Annotated in this window: 14 protein-coding genes; 3 read left to right on the forward strand and 11 right to left on the reverse strand. The window is 66.5% G+C overall.

Annotated elements, in window-relative coordinates; translation table 11 throughout:
- Nucleotides 1–149 precede the first annotated feature (149 nt).
- The 3 genes from RCO27_RS04560 to RCO27_RS04570 are packed head-to-tail and all read left to right on the forward strand — an operon-like array spanning nucleotide 150 to nucleotide 2,673.
- On the forward strand, nucleotides 150–1,175 hold the full coding sequence (locus RCO27_RS04560; protein WP_309001447.1) for an Ldh family oxidoreductase: 1,026 nt from the start codon (nucleotides 150–152) through the stop codon (nucleotides 1,173–1,175).
- Nucleotides 1,176–1,190: 15 nt separating this feature from the next.
- Nucleotides 1,191–2,222: a proline racemase family protein gene (locus RCO27_RS04565; protein ID WP_309001448.1), complete on the forward strand. Its 1,032-nt coding sequence runs from the start codon at nucleotides 1,191–1,193 to the stop codon at nucleotides 2,220–2,222.
- 55 nt (nucleotides 2,223–2,277) lie between these two features.
- Nucleotides 2,278–2,673, forward strand: coding sequence for a hypothetical protein (locus RCO27_RS04570; RefSeq protein ID WP_309001449.1), 396 nt, complete (start codon nucleotides 2,278–2,280; stop codon nucleotides 2,671–2,673).
- A 17-nt stretch (nucleotides 2,674–2,690) separates the two neighbouring features.
- On the opposite strand, the gene RCO27_RS04575 is transcribed toward RCO27_RS04570, so the two are convergent.
- From RCO27_RS04575 to dxs, 11 genes are all read right to left on the reverse strand, one after another.
- Entirely contained in the window at nucleotides 2,691–3,512 is an 822-nt protein-coding gene (locus RCO27_RS04575) for a pyrroline-5-carboxylate reductase (RefSeq protein WP_309001450.1), read from the reverse strand.
- A gap of 10 nt (nucleotides 3,513–3,522) precedes the next feature.
- A complete protein-coding gene (locus tag RCO27_RS04580) occupies nucleotides 3,523–3,945 on the reverse strand; it encodes a hypothetical protein (RefSeq protein WP_309001451.1) in 423 nt (140 codons plus the stop codon).
- 265 nt (nucleotides 3,946–4,210) lie between these two features.
- Nucleotides 4,211–4,684, reverse strand: a complete 474-nt coding sequence (locus tag RCO27_RS19255; protein WP_374990364.1) for a DUF3251 domain-containing protein — start codon at nucleotides 4,682–4,684, stop codon at nucleotides 4,211–4,213.
- Nucleotides 4,685–5,052: 368 nt separating this feature from the next.
- Nucleotides 5,053–5,562 carry a YbjN domain-containing protein gene (locus RCO27_RS04585; RefSeq protein WP_309001452.1) on the reverse strand — a complete coding sequence of 170 codons (510 nt, stop codon included), beginning with the start codon at nucleotides 5,560–5,562 and terminating at the stop codon, nucleotides 5,053–5,055.
- A gap of 99 nt (nucleotides 5,563–5,661) precedes the next feature.
- Nucleotides 5,662–5,952: an accessory factor UbiK family protein gene (locus RCO27_RS04590; protein ID WP_309001453.1), complete on the reverse strand. Its 291-nt coding sequence runs from the start codon at nucleotides 5,950–5,952 to the stop codon at nucleotides 5,662–5,664.
- A gap of 21 nt (nucleotides 5,953–5,973) precedes the next feature.
- Nucleotides 5,974–6,528 (reverse strand): TspO/MBR family protein, encoded by a 555-nt coding sequence (locus RCO27_RS04595; RefSeq protein WP_309001454.1) that lies wholly within the window; start codon nucleotides 6,526–6,528, stop codon nucleotides 5,974–5,976.
- Between the two features lie 16 nt (nucleotides 6,529–6,544).
- The gene (locus tag RCO27_RS04600; RefSeq protein WP_309001455.1) at nucleotides 6,545–9,673 is read right to left on the reverse strand and encodes an efflux RND transporter permease subunit; all 3,129 of its coding nucleotides are present in this window, start codon (nucleotides 9,671–9,673) and stop codon (nucleotides 6,545–6,547) included.
- 3 nt (nucleotides 9,674–9,676) lie between these two features.
- A complete protein-coding gene (locus tag RCO27_RS04605) occupies nucleotides 9,677–10,777 on the reverse strand; it encodes an efflux RND transporter periplasmic adaptor subunit (RefSeq protein ID WP_309001456.1) in 1,101 nt (366 codons plus the stop codon).
- 59 nt (nucleotides 10,778–10,836) lie between these two features.
- Nucleotides 10,837–11,589, reverse strand: a complete 753-nt coding sequence (locus tag RCO27_RS04610) for a TlyA family RNA methyltransferase (protein WP_309001457.1) — start codon at nucleotides 11,587–11,589, stop codon at nucleotides 10,837–10,839.
- Nucleotides 11,570–11,956, reverse strand: coding sequence for a hypothetical protein (locus tag RCO27_RS04615; protein ID WP_309001458.1), 387 nt, complete (start codon nucleotides 11,954–11,956; stop codon nucleotides 11,570–11,572). The genes RCO27_RS04610 and RCO27_RS04615 overlap by 20 nt, the downstream gene beginning before the upstream one ends.
- 41 nt (nucleotides 11,957–11,997) lie before the next feature.
- Entirely contained in the window at nucleotides 11,998–13,926 is a 1,929-nt protein-coding gene (gene dxs, locus RCO27_RS04620; protein ID WP_309001459.1) for a 1-deoxy-D-xylulose-5-phosphate synthase, read from the reverse strand.
- Between the last annotated feature and the right edge of the window lie 31 nt (nucleotides 13,927–13,957).

Genomic DNA, 13,957 nt, shown 5'->3' on the forward strand with positions numbered 1-13,957 from the left:
ACGATATACACAAGAGAGAGCCTGTCAATTAGGGATATGTCGGGGGCCGAGTTCTCAGGGAAAAATCCTCTCGATTCGAATGGAGGGGGAAAGGCCAATACAAGACTGATCGGCACCCTCTAGTATACGATTGTGGAGACCAGCGAACGATGGACGGCAAGATACGAATGAGCCTCGACGAGGTGCGGAACCTCACGGAATCCGCCCTGGTCCGGCTCGGCCTGGACGAACGGCAGGTGGCTGCGGTCGCCGTCACGATCGTCGCCGGCGAACGCGACGGCTGCGCGGCCCACGGACTCTATCGATTGCTGGTCTGCGCGCGCACGGTTCGCGCCGGCAAGGTGACGCGCGATGCCCAACCCGTCGTTCGAGATGTCGCCCGCGCACTCGTTCGCGTCGACTGCGGGGGCGGCTTTGCCCAGATCGGGTTCGAAGCGGGCGCGCCGGTGCTCGCCGCCAAGGCGCGGGAATATGGCCTGGCCGGCCTCGGCATCAACAACTGTGTTCATTTCTCGGCGCTCTGGCCGGAAGTCGAGGCGCTGGCGCGCGACGGTCTGGTCGCGTTCGCCTTCACGCCGAGCCATGCCTGGGTCGCGCCGGCCGGCGGGACGACCCCGATTTTCGGAACCAATCCCATCGCCTTCGGTTGGCCACGGCCCGGCGGCGACCCCTTCGTGTTCGATCTCGCCACCAGCGTGACGGCACGGGGTGAGATCGAGCTGCACCGGCGGGAGGGTCAGCCGATCCCGCTGGGCTGGGGGCTGGATCCCGAGGGCAACCCGACGACCGATGCCGCGCAGGCGCTGGCCGGCGCGATGCTGACCTTCGGCGGCCACAAGGGATCGGCACTGGCCGCCATGGTGGAGCTGATCGCCGGACCGCTCATCGGCGACATGACGAGCGTGGAATCGCTTGTGGCCGATGGCGGTGCGGGCGCCTCACCGATCGGCGGCGAACTCATCATCGCCATCGATCCGAGCGGTTTTCTCGGTAGCGCGGCGGCGCAACACCTCGCCCGCGGCGAGCAGCTTTTCGATGGCATTGCCGGGCAGGGGGCGCGCCTCCCATCCGAGCGCCGTTATCGGGCACGGGCGCGCAGCCTCGTCGAAGGCGTCGAGGTGCCCGCGCGCCTGATCGCAGAGATCGAGGCGCTGTTCGATGCCGATGCGGATTGAGGGGACCAGGCAACGATGCAACGCCTTTGCGTGACCGACATGCACACTGCCGGAGAGCCGGTGCGGATCGTCACCGACGGCTATCCCGACCTTCCGGGCGCGACCATTCTCGAGAAACGCCGGGAAGCGATGCACCGGCACGACGCGCTGCGGCGCATGCTGGTGCTGGAGCCGCGCGGGCACGCGGGCATGTATGGCGTCATTCCGGTCGCGCCGACGGACCCGCGCGCCGCCTTCGCGGCCTTGTTCATCCACGGCGAAGGCTACAGCACGATGTGCGGCCATGCGACGATCGCGCTCGGCAGATGGCTGGTGGAATCGGGCCGGGTCCCGGTGGCAGAGCCCGAGACCCGCTTCTGCATCGAGCTTCCCTGCGGTCTGGTCGAGATACGCTGCGCCGTGGAGAACGGTATCGTCCACCGCACCGCGTTCATAAGCGTCCCCGCCTTCCTCAGCCGCCGCGACGTCGCGATCGCGGTGCCGGGCCTCGGCCCGGTGCGATTCGATCTCGCTTATGGCGGCGCCTTCTACGCCGTTCTGCCGGCCAGCCGCCTCGGCCTGTCCTTCTGCGACGCACCGTTCGAGCGGCTGGTGTCGGCCGCGACGGCACTGACCGACGCCGCCCGCAGCGCGCTCGACATCGTCCACCCGGACGCGGAGGATCTCGGTTTCCTCTATGGCACCATCCTCACCGATGACGCCGCGCCACCCGCACCGACCTACAATCTGTGCGTGTTCGCCGATGGGCAGATCGATCGCAGCCCGACGGGCAGCGGGGTGACGGCGCGCATGGCGCGCGACCACGCGCTCGGCCTGATCCGACCGGGGCAGGAACGCCTTTTCTTCGGCCCGACGGGAATCGGATTTTCCGGATGCGTCACCCGGGCTGATGAACCCATCGACGGCACCGTGCGCGTGCTCGTATCGGGCAGGTCCCACCACAGCGGCACGGCGGTGTTCGACATCGAGCCCGATGACCAACTTGGTGGCGGATTCACGCTGCCCAAGACATTCCGGGATGTCGCAGGCCGTGACGGATGCGCCTGATGACCCTGCGCCTGTTCGCTATCGCCTCGCGCCCAGGAGCAGGTTAGAGGACCCTATGCCGAAGTCCGCCACCGAGGTGATGCAGGAAGTCCTGCTCGCCGCCGTCACCGATGCGATCGTCGCGCTCAAGGATGCGTCGAAGGGCGTGCCGAATATCTTGCTCCGCGATCTGGGCGCGATCCATGCCAACACGACCTTCGCCGATCTGCCGCCGGCGCTGCAGGCGGCGATCACCGCCAGCGTCCGGAGCGGCTTCAACCGGCTGCTGAAGGAAGGTTATTCGGTTTCGATCGGGTCGGGACCGGGCGCCGCGCCGACACGGCCGCAAACCGGCGGACGGGAGGATGGCCGGCGACCGAGACCCAATGGTCCGCGCAAGCCGGGCGGGCACCGGAATACGCCGCGAGGCAGCCGCCCCGGCGGAGGCAAGCCGCCGCGCAAGCCGCAATAGCAACTCCGATCGCGGCGCTATTCCTTCCGGCGTGCCTCGGCCGCGATCTCGAGGCTGCGGCGGCGTGACGCCTCGAGCGTGCGAACGACGAGATCGCTCAGCGCACCGTCGGAATCGAGGACCTTGAGGCCGGCCTCGGTCGTCCCGCCAGGACTCGTCACCTGCCGTGCGAGTTCGGACGGGTCGGTATTGGCGGATCGGGCAAGAATGGCGGCTCCCTCCACGGTTGCGAGCGCGAGATGCAGCGCCCGGTCTTTCGGGAAGCCCAGCTTCGCGCCACCTTCGGCCAGCGCGTCGATGAAACGATAGACAAGGGCCGGGCCGCTTCCCGCCAGGGTGGTGACGAGGTTGAACAAGGTCTCGTCATCGAACCATTCGGCATGGCCGAGCGGCGCCATCAGGCCGGTTGTGAGGTTGCGCGCGGCCAGATCGTCGCTGTCGCTGAAGAGACCGATAACCCCCTTGCCGAGGCGAACGGGCAAATTCGGCATCGCCCGAATGATCGTCCGCGGCACCGGAAAACGCATCCTGAGCGACGCCAGCTCGACGCCGGCGAGGATCGAGACGAGGATCGTTTCCTCGTCGAGGATTGGCGCCAGCGCGTCCGCCACGACATCGAGCTGGTAGGGCTTCATGCCGAGCAGCACGATCGCCGGCACTTCATCCTCGGGATAATCGGTGGTGACGCGAACGCCCTCTCCGATCGGGCGACCGCTCGGCCGGATCACGCTGACATGGGCCGGATCGATACCCTCCTCGATCCAGCGCGCCAGCATCGCACCCGCCATGTTGCCGCAGCCGGCGAGCCAGAGCGGTCCGGGAAGGAGGGGATCAGCCATGGCGGCTCCGTTACTGCGATCGGCCGCCCGCGTCACGCCCTTCGGCGGGGCTCGGGGCGGGCCCTTCGACTTCGCTCAGGACAGGCGGAAGTTTCATAACGTCCGAAAGTTCGCGGTGCCCACAGGGCTTTCGGGCGGGGTCGCCGCGTTCGGCGCCGGGAGGTTCAGCGGCAAGGAACAAGGCGGCCGCGCAGGCACGGGCGAAGCCTTCGGCGCCGGGGCGGCGGCGCAGCGCGCAGGCGCTCTGCGGGGTCATCCTCGCCAGCGCCGCGGCCCGCCCGCCATGGCCGGTCGCGGCGAGCGCGAGGACGTAGCAGCGCTGACGCGCCGGCGTCCACCCGTCGCGCCGGGCACGGAGCGGGACGGGCGCGAAGGTCAGGAGCGCAAGGAGATGTGCGGGAATCCGGGGTGGAGGATCGGGATGCTGTTCCATCCGTCAGCTTGGATCAGAAGAAATCCTATTTGTATCCAACAATCGTACCGGGCAGCATTCGCGCCATGCAGGCGCTCGCCTGCGTCTGGGCTGAAGGCCCCATATTTCACGCGAAGACGCAAAGACGCGAAGGGCCGGAGAGGCGCATCGGCTTATGCGTTCCTCGGACTCTTTGCGCCTTCGCGTCTTTGCGTGAATAGCTGCCGCCGAAACGGCAATGGGTTTGAATTAGGTATCGTGTCCTCGCAACTGCGGGGGAAGGGGGTTATGGTGCCGGAGAGCTATTCTCACTACGAAGACTAATGCTCGTGGCGATTATCTCGGTCAGACGTAGATAACCAAGATCCGATGGGGGGACGCCTTCGAGATTTACATTGATGGCCGTCCATCCGCCTTCTTCAAGTTCATCAGTCAATGCCAATGTCATCGTGCGTGGCTCGCCAGTAGGCGCGCCGCTTTGGTCAGTTTTGCCATAGGTTATGCGAAGCTCGCCTCGATTGATCGTAGCCCTTGTCGGATTTCCAGACCTCAGTCGGACGCGAGAGCCGTTCGCATAAGGGCGGACATCCTGAAGACTTACAGTCAGCGTGCCGATAGTGCTTCCTATGTCAACGAAGCCGCTGCTGCCAGGCGTAAGCTGAGCAGATCGGTAAGATTCTGATTCGAGACGTGAAACTTGACCCCGCAATTCCGCTACCTCTCTTCTGAGGATAGCCACATCTGAATTTAGGTCAACGATCTCGCCAGCCCTTGTTAATTCGGATGCGGTATCCTCTCACATCCGGCAAGCCCAATCGCAGCCAATATGATGACTATACGCATCTCCGATCCTCCCCAGCGCCTTATACCTCATCCGAAACGAGCCGCATCTTCCCAGTAGAAACGCTAACAGGACAAGTGGGTTAGTTGCGGAACAATGGGACTGGTAGATCGCTTTGGCGAATCATCGACTTGAGAGTGCCGGGTTCAATTCCCAGGACACAATACTCAATTGCAAGTCAGTACACCGTCACCGAAATTGAAGCGACGAAGCATCCAGAAATGGCACCGCCCTGCTGGATTGCTTCGCTCCGCTCGCAATGACGAGAGGAGGCGTTTCGAAGCGCCTCAGGCCTCGCCCTGCGTCTCGATGAGGGCGGCGGCGATCGCTTCCTGGGGGGTCTTGTCGGCCCACAGGACGAACTGGAAGACCGGGTAGAAGCGCTCGCATTCCTCGATCGCCGCCTCGACCAGGGTCTCGGCCTGCTGGAGGCTCAGCGTCCCGCTGTCCTCGCCTTCCAGCAAGGCGGCGTGGCGGAAGAGGACGAGGCCCGAGGCCGACCAGAGCTCGAAATGGCCGAGCCAGAGCTGCTCGTTGATCAGGCCGATCGTCTCGTAGGTCGCGTCGCGCTTCTCGGCCGAGACGCGGATGTCGGGGAGCGCGAGGAACTGGAGGACGTGGTCCTCCGGCCGCCAGATCGCACGCAGCTCGTACTGCGTCCAGCTGCCCTGGAAGCTGGAGACGATCTCGTCGTCGCCGCTGCGCTCGAAATCCCAGCCGAGCGCCGTATAATAGGTCTCGAGCATGTCGATAGGCGCGCTGGCCTCCCGCTCGAGCTCATATTCATCCATATTCATAAAGCGATCCCGGCCCGCTTTTGTTCGCATTAACTGCCTTTCCCCGCGGCAAAGCGCAAGAAAGGCCGTGGCACGCCGTCAAAGAAAATTGTGGATAGGTCAGGCGCCCTTGCCGGGCGGCTTGCGTTTGGATGCGGCCTTTTCGGCCGGTGCAACAGTCTCGAGAGCAGCGATCCGCGCCTTCAGCGCCTCGTTTTCCTCGCGCGCGGCGATAGCCATCGCCTTCACCGCCTCGAACTCTTCGCGGCTCACCATATCGAGCCCGCCGACCCATTCGCGCGCACGCTCCTGCATCGCGCTCTGCGCCTCGCGGGTCATGCCGGCGACGGTGCCGGCGGCGCCGTTCAGAACCTTCACGAAATCGTCGAACAACTTATTCTGGGACTGCATCGCACGTCCTCCCAAACCCAATCAGAGCGAGATATCGGTGCTTGCGGCGCCGGGCGCAAGCGTTTCGGCGCCGGGGTTGAGGACGAGGATCTGGAAATTGAGCGCGGCGGCGAGCATCAGCCAGCCGAGACAGGGGAAGAGCAGCAACGCCGCAAGCGGCCGGATTCGCCAGATGAACAGGATCATCGCGACCGCCACGACGATCATCGCCGCGATCAGCGAAAGCGCCAATGACATCTCGTGCATGCCGAAGAAGACCGGCGACCAGGCGAGGTTGAGGGCAAGCTGAAGCCCGAACAGGACCAGCGCCCGCTCCCGCCCCCGCGCGCCCCTGGCGTGGAGCACCATCGCCAACGACAGGCCAAGCAGGATGTAGACCAGGGTCCAGGCTGCGCCAAACGCCCAGCCCGGCGGCATGAAAGCCGGCTTGTCGAGCGCGGCGAACCAGGGATTGTCGTAGCCCGACCCCGACAGTGCGCCGGACAGGGTCCCGAGCAGCACCACGGCGGGGACGGTCACCAGCGCATAGCGCAGGAAGCTCATGCGGAGCTGCGATTTCGAAGCGAGTCCCGTCATCCGGCCCCTTTTGCGTTCACTCGGCTGGATGCGGCTGCAGCCCGCCCGGCTGGTTCAACTGGGTCTCGAGCCGGCGGCTCACGGCGAGCGGCGAGCCGGTGAAACGCGCGAGACGCGAATAGAGCAACGGAATCAGGAAGAGGGTGATGACGGTCGCGATCGCGACGCCGAAGACGATGACCACGCCGATCGCCGAACGCGCGGCTGCGCCGGCCCCGGTCGCCAGCATCAGCGGCACCGCGCCCGCCACCGTCGCGATCGAGGTCATCAGGATCGGGCGCAGGCGCCGGCGGGCGGCATCGCGGATCGCGGTGCCGATATCGCGGCCCGCGTCGCGCAGCTGGTTGGCGAACTCGACGATCAGGATGCCGTTCTTGGCGGCGAGACCGACGAGCATGACCAGGCCGACCTGGCTGTAGAGGTTCATCGTCTGGCCCATGATGGCGAGGCCGATCAGTCCGCCGGCGACGGCGAGCGGTACCGTCATGATGATGACGCCGGGATGGACGAAGCTCTCGAACTGGGCGGCGAGTAGCAGGTAGACGACGAGAATGGTGAGACCGAACACCAGATAGATCGAGCCGCCCGCCTCGCGGAAAGACTGGCTTTCGCCGCGATAGCCGACCGCGGTCACCTCCGGCGCGGCCGCGGCCTGCGCCTCCATGAAATCGAGCGCCTCGCCCATCGAATAGCCGGGCGCGAGGCTGGCGCTGATCGTGATCGCCCGCAGCTTGTTGTAGCGGCCGAGATCGCGTGCGCCAGCCGCATCGTGCGTGCTCACGAGGTTGGAGAGCGGCACCAGGGTGCCGGTCCGGCTGCGCACATAGATCTGGGCGAGGTCGGTCTCGTTGGCGCGGGCCCCCTCCTCGGCCTGAACGACGACGCGATACTCCTCGCCGCGGTCGAGATAGGTGGAGACGCGGCGTGATCCGAGCAGGGTCTGGAGCGCATTCGACACGTCGGCCACCGAGACGCCGAGATCGCCGGCGCGGGCGGTGTTGACCTCGACCCGGAGCTGCGGCTTGGTTTCCTTATAGTCGCTGTCGACGTTGATCAGCCCGGGATTCTGCGCCGCCGCAGCGAGGATGCGGTCGCGGGCGGCGGCGAGCTCGGGATAGGTCGCGCCGGCGATCACGAAGTTGACCGGCTGGCCGCGCCCGCGGCTCAGGGAGTTGCGGATCGAGGCGTTGCCGCGCACCGCGGCGACCTGGCCGAGCTCGTGGTTGATCTGGTTGACGACGTCCTGCGTCGCAATGTCCCGTTCCTCCCAGGGCCTGAGGAAGATCGAGGCGGCGCCGCTGTTGAAATCGTCGCTCGCGCCGAAGCTGGCCGGCGCACGCGTGACGACGGTACGCACGATGCCTTCGTTGCCGTTCTGGCCGAGCAGCGGCAGAAGCCGCGTCTGGACCTCGCCCATATAGCGGTCCATCTCGGCGAAGCCGGTGCCTTCCGGGGCGTTCACGTTGACGTTGATGATGCCGGTGTCCTCGGTCGGCGCCAGCTCCGACTGGAGGGTGAAGAAGAGCGTGCCGGAGGCGGCCAGGAAGAGCGCGATCGCGATCGAAGGGATGAGCGGCTTGCGCAGCGCCCAGTCGAGACGGCGGGCGTAGAAATACTCGAGCTGCTTGAAGCGCCGGTCGATCCAGGCGGCGAGGCCCTTGCGTTCCTCGTGACGCAGCAGCTTGGAGCAGAGCATCGGCGCCAGGCTAAGCGCGAAGAAGCCCGAGAAGGCGACCGCGCCGACCATCGCCGCGGCGAGTTCGCGGAACAGCAGGCCGGTCTGGCCGGCGATGAACATGATGGGCACGAACACCGCGCAGACGACGAGCGTCGTCGAAAGCACCGCGAAACCGACCTGACGGGTGCCGTTGAAGGCGGCGGCGAGCGGCGGCTCCCCTTCCTCGATCCGGTGATAGACGTTTTCCAGAACGACGATGGCGTCGTCGACGACGATGCCGATCGACAGGACCAGCGCCAGCAGCGTGAAGAGGTTGATCGAAAAGCCGAACATCCACAGCACGCCGAAGCTCGCGAGAATGCAGAGCGGCACCGTCACGGCCGGAATCAACGTCGCCCGCCAGCTGCCGAGGAACAGATAGATGACCAGCACGACCAGGATGGCGGCCTCGGCCAAGGTTCCCCACACCTTCTCGATGGCGCGTTCGATGAACATCGACTCGTCCGAGCCAACGGCGATCGACATGCCCTCGGGGAGGGTCGGTTCGATCTGCGCCATCATCGCCTTCGCCGCCTCGGCGACGGCGAGGGTGTTGGCGCCGGACTGGCGGACGATGCCGAGGCCGATCGCCGGATTTCCGTTGAGACGGAAGAAGCTGTAGGGATTTTCAGGTCCCTGCTCGATCCGGGCGACGTCGCCAAGCCGGACGAGATAGCCGTCATTGCCGCGCCCGACGATCAGCTGACGGAACTGCTCGGCGGTGGCGAAGGGCCGGTCGACGCGCAGCGTGACATTCTGCTGTGTCGATTCGATGCGGCCGGCGGGCAGCTCGACATTCTGGCTGCGCAGGGCATTCTCGATATCGGCCGGGGTGAGCCCGAAGGCGGCAAGCCGGGGCGGCTGGATCCAGACCCGCATGGCTGGACGCGCCTCGCCGCCGATGAAGACGCGCGCCACGCCGTCGATCGCGGAGAAGCGATCGAGCAGGTTGCGATCCACCCAATCGGAGAGCTGCAGCGGGGACCAGTCCGGCTTCGAAATCACAAGGAACAGGATCGGGAAGGCATCGGCGTCGACCTTGCGGACCTCGGACGACAGAACCTCGTCCGGCAGGTCTTCCGTCGCGGCGCCGACCCGATCGCGCACGTCGTTGGCGGCGGAATCGATGTCACGGCCGGGGGCGAACTCGATGGTGATGTCCGACTGGCCGTCCCGCGAGCGCGAGGTGATCGTCTGGAGCCCCTCGATGCCGGCGAGCTGCTCCTCGAGCACCTGGGTGACCCGGGTCTCGACCACGCTCGCCGCGGCGCCGATATAGCGGGTCTCGACCGACACGATTGGCGGGTCGACATCGGGAATCTCGCGGACCGAGAGACTGAAGAAGCCGACCAGTCCGATCACCGCGATCAGCATCGCGACGACCGCTGCGAAGACCGGCCGTTTGACGGAAAGGTCGGAGAGCTTCATCGGCTAGCCGCCCTGCCCGCGCGAAGGCCCCTGCCGCTGCGCCCGTTGCTGCGAGCTGCGATCGCCGGCCAGGCGCACCTGCATGCCGTCGGCGACCTTGACCACGCCTTCCGTCACGACCCGCTGGCCCGGCCGCAGGCCACCCACGATCTCGATGCGGCCCTGCGCCCGCACGCCGGTCCGCACCGGAGTCCGGCGCGCCTGGCCTTGCGCATCGACCACATAGACGAAGCGATTCTCACCCTCGCCGACCACGGCGAGCTCCGGCACCGACAGGCCGTTGCGCGGCGCGCTTTCGATGCCGACGTTGAGCAGCATGCCGGGGCGCAGCAGGCGATCCGGATTCGGAAGCCGTGCACGCACCCGGACGGCGCGGGTGTTGGGATCGATCACCGGATCAATCGTGTGGATCACGCCGCGGAAGGGCCGATCCGGATAGGCGCTTGAACGCGCCTCGATCGCCTGCCCTTCGCGGATTGCGGGCAGCATCGTTTCCGGCACGGTGAAATCGAGCTTGATCGTCGAAAGGTCGCTGATCGTCGCGATCTCGGCGCCCTGGCTCGCGATCGCACCGACCGAGATGTTGCGCAGGGATACCCAGCCGGAGAAGGGGGCGCGGATGATCCGGTCGCCGATCTCCGCCCGAACGGCCTGGGCCTGGGCGCGGGCCTGGGCGGTGGCCGCGACCTGGGTATCGTAGTTGGAGCGTGTCGCGAAGCCGCGGTCCTTCAGCGCTTCGATCCGCTGGAGCTGCTGCTGCGCCTCACGCTCGCGCGCCTGGATCTCCTGGAGCTGGGCGCTCTGCTGGGCCTGGCGCAGGACCGCGATGATCTGCCCGCGCTGGACATAGCCGCCGTCGTCGAAGTTGAGGCGGATGATCCGCTCCGTCACCGGCGCTGCGAGCGTCACCTGCTCGTTGGCAACTGCGGTGCCGACCGCGTCGATCCGGTTGGCAAAGCGCATCGTCGAGGCGGGCTCGGCCTTGACCAGCGGCAGCGGCTGCTCGCGCTGCCGCTCGCCGCCGCTGCCGCTGCCGCAGGCGGCGAGGATCGCCGTGAGAGCCAGGATGAGGAACCGCTGCGTCACGTCCGCCTTTTCGAGCATATTGAGGCCTTTGACAGCCCAATGCGCAAATTTCGGGTCTTGTCGAGTGGCGCCTTGTATCAATTTGTATCGGCAGGTCGTGCCCTCATCGCGCCGAGCAGGAACTCGACATTGCCTTCCGGCCCCGTGATCGGGCTTTGCGTCACGCCGATGATGGTCCAGCCGCGGCTTTCCAGCCACGCCGCCACCTGTCGGCACACCCGCTCGTGGACCGCGGCGTCGCGCACCACCCCGCCCTTGCCGATCTCGTGCCGTTCCGCCTCGAACTGCGGCTTGACCAGCGCGATCAGGCGGCCGTCCGGTTTCGCGAAATTCAGGGCCGTATCCAGCACCTTGGCGAGGGATATGAAGCTGGCGTCGCAGACGACGATGTCGACGGGTTCGGTGACGATCTCATCGGTCAGGTAGCGGGCGTTGGTCTGCTCGTGGACGACGACGCGCGGGTCCTGCCGGAGCTTCCAGGCGAGCTGGTTGGTGCCGACATCGACGGCGAACACCTTCGCCGCGCCGCGCTGGAGGAGAACGTCAGTGAACCCGCCGGTCGAGCTGCCCACGTCGAGCGCCACCGCGCCGGTCACGCCCCAGCCGAAATGATCGAGCCCGTGCGCGAGCTTGATCCCGCCGCGCGACACCCAGGGATGCTCCTTGCCGCGGACTTCCAGCGGCGCGTCCCCGGCCAGCGGCTGCCCCGCCTTGTCGATCTTGCGCTCGCCCGAGAAGACGAGCCCGGCGAGGATCAGCGCCTGCGCCTTGCTGCGGCTTTCGGCGAGGCCCCGGTCGACGAGGAGCTGGTCAGCGCGGCCCTTCGGCAAAGCCGATCTCCTTGCGACGGTGCGACAGGTACAAGACGAGGTCGGCGGCCGTCTCCAGCGGCGGGATGTGCTCGGGTGTACGCCCGGACGGGATTGGCAGAGCAAGTCTCTGAAAAAGATCTTCGATCAGACCCTCCAGCTCATCGGCATCAATACCGAAAAAGCTGTCCAGCAGGTCACCCGGATTGGGAAAAACGCCTGACCGGCAATAGGCCGTCAGTTTGCGATAAACCTCAACGGCAACCACTTCATCGCCGCCCAACCCCTCCATCGTAGCGACGAAGTTGTCTTCAGACAGGTTGGGGCGCTTCGCCGCGGCCGCGCTTTGGGCGCGATCAAAGCGGCGGTTGCGAAAGAGGATCAGCAAAACAACCAGGCTGAGAACCGCCCCGGCGACGATCCAGAAGGTCAGGCCCGGGCCCCTTCGACCACGCCCGCGCTGTTGTGGCGGAGCGCCTTCAGCACGGTCTCGACGATGCCGTCAGCGTCGAGGCCGGCTTCGGCATATTGCTTCTCGGGCTTGTCCTGGTCCTGGAAGACGTCGGGCAGGCGCATGGTCCTGAGCTTCAGGCCCGCGTCGATCAGGCCGGCGTCGCTGGCCAGCGTCAGCACGTGGGCGCCGAAGCCTCCGATCGCGGCCTCCTCGACGGTCACCGCGACCTCGTGGGTCGAGAGCAGGCGGCGGATCAGTGCTTCATCGAGCGGCTTAGCGAAGCGAAGGTCCGCGACCGTCGTGGACAAGCCCTGCGCGTCGAGCCGATCGGCTGCCTTGAGCGCCTCGGCGAGGCGGGTGCCGAGGGAGAGGATCGCGACCTTCTTGCCTTCGCGGACGACGCGGCCCTTGCCGATCTCCAGCGCCTGCGGAACCTCCGGCAGCGGCACGCCGACGCCGTTGCCGCGCGGATAGCGGACCGCAATCGGGCCGCTGTCATGCTCCTGCATGGTCTTGGTCATGTGGGCGAGCTCGGCCTCGTCGGCGGCGGCCATCACAACGAAATTGGGCAGGGTGCAGAGATAGGCGAGATCGAAGCTGCCGGCATGGGTGCTGCCGTCGGCGCCGACCAGGCCGGCGCGGTCCATGGCGAAGCGGACCGGCAGATTCTGGATCGCGACGTCGTGGACGACCTGATCGTAGGCGCGCTGCAGGAAGGTCGAATAGATGGCGACGAACGGCCGCATGCCCTGTGCGGCGAGGCCGGCGGCGAAGGTCACCGCATGCTGCTCGGCGATGCCGACGTCGAAGGCGCGGATCGGATGGACCTGCGCGAATTTGTCCACGCCGGTGCCGGACGGCATCGCCGCGGTGATCGCGCAGATCTTAGGGTCGTCATTGGCAAGCTTGGCCAGCGTCTCGCCGAACACGTTCTGATAGGCCGGCGGGCCGCCGCCGGGGCCCTTGTCCTGCTTGCCGGTGACGACGTCGAACTTGACGACGCCGTGATATTTGTCGGCGGCCGCCTCGGCGGGCGCATAGCCCTTGCCCTTCTTGGTGACGACATGGACGAGCATCGGCCCGAAATCGGCGTCGCGGACATTTTCGAGGATCTTGACCAGCAGATCGACATCGTGGCCGTCGACCGGGCCGACATAATAGAAGCCCAGTTCCTCGAAGAGGGTGCCGCCAGTCGCCATGCCGCGGGCATATTCCTCGGCCTTGCGGGCGGCGGTGTGGAGCGGCGTCGGCAGCTTGCGGGCGAAGCGCTGGGCGAGGCTGCGCAGGGTCAGATACTTGCCCGACGACACCAGGCGGGGGAGATAGTTGGAGAGGCCGCCGACCGGCGGCGCGATCGACATGTCGTTGTCGTTGAGGATGACGACGAGGCGGTTGCCGGCCTGCTCGGCATTGTTCATCGCCTCATAGGCCATGCCGGCGCTCATCGCGCCGTCGCCGATCACCGCGATCGCCTTGCCGGGCCGGTCGGAGAGCTTGTTGGCGACGGCGAAGCCCAAAGCGGCCGAGATCGAGGTCGAGCTGTGCGCGGCGCCGAACGGGTCATATTCGCTCTCGGACCGCTTGGTGAAGCCGGAGAGGCCGCCGCCCATGCGCAAGGTGCGGATGCGGCTGCGGCGGCCGGTCAGGATCTTGTGCGGATAGCATTGATGGCCGACGTCCCAGACCAGCCGGTCCTCGGGCGTGTTGAAGACATAGTGAAGCGCGACGGTCAGCTCGACGACCCCCAGACCCGCGCCCAGATGTCCGCCGGTCACCGAAACGGCCGAGATGGTCTCGGCGCGCAACTCGTCGGCGAGCTGCTTCAGCTGCTCGCGCTCGAGCTTGCGCAGGTCATCGGGCGTCCCGACGGTGTCGAGAAGCGGCGTTTCGCGTCGATCGGTCATGCTGTCCCCATCTACAGCCGATCTTCATAAG

Source organism: Sphingosinicella sp. LHD-64 (genome assembly GCF_031157375.1).
Classification (GTDB): Bacteria; Pseudomonadota; Alphaproteobacteria; order Sphingomonadales; family Sphingomonadaceae; genus Allosphingosinicella.

Coding starts and splice junctions, on each gene's coding strand:
- RCO27_RS04570 (WP_309001449.1), top strand. CDS start 2,278: ATGCCGAAGTCCGCCACCGAGGTGATGCAGGAAGTCCTGCTCGCCGCC.
- RCO27_RS04605 (WP_309001456.1), bottom strand. CDS start 10,777: ATGCTCGAAAAGGCGGACGTGACGCAGCGGTTCCTCATCCTGGCTCTC.
- RCO27_RS04580 (WP_309001451.1), bottom strand. CDS start 3,945: ATGGAACAGCATCCCGATCCTCCACCCCGGATTCCCGCACATCTCCTT.
- RCO27_RS04585 (WP_309001452.1), bottom strand. CDS start 5,562: ATGAATATGGATGAATATGAGCTCGAGCGGGAGGCCAGCGCGCCTATC.
- RCO27_RS04600 (WP_309001455.1), bottom strand. CDS start 9,673: ATGAAGCTCTCCGACCTTTCCGTCAAACGGCCGGTCTTCGCAGCGGTC.
- RCO27_RS04590 (WP_309001453.1), bottom strand. CDS start 5,952: ATGCAGTCCCAGAATAAGTTGTTCGACGATTTCGTGAAGGTTCTGAAC.
- RCO27_RS04565 (WP_309001448.1), top strand. CDS start 1,191: ATGCAACGCCTTTGCGTGACCGACATGCACACTGCCGGAGAGCCGGTG.
- dxs (WP_309001459.1), bottom strand. CDS start 13,926: ATGACCGATCGACGCGAAACGCCGCTTCTCGACACCGTCGGGACGCCC.
- RCO27_RS04575 (WP_309001450.1), bottom strand. CDS start 3,512: ATGGCTGATCCCCTCCTTCCCGGACCGCTCTGGCTCGCCGGCTGCGGC.
- RCO27_RS04595 (WP_309001454.1), bottom strand. CDS start 6,528: ATGACGGGACTCGCTTCGAAATCGCAGCTCCGCATGAGCTTCCTGCGC.
- RCO27_RS04560 (WP_309001447.1), top strand. CDS start 150: ATGGACGGCAAGATACGAATGAGCCTCGACGAGGTGCGGAACCTCACG.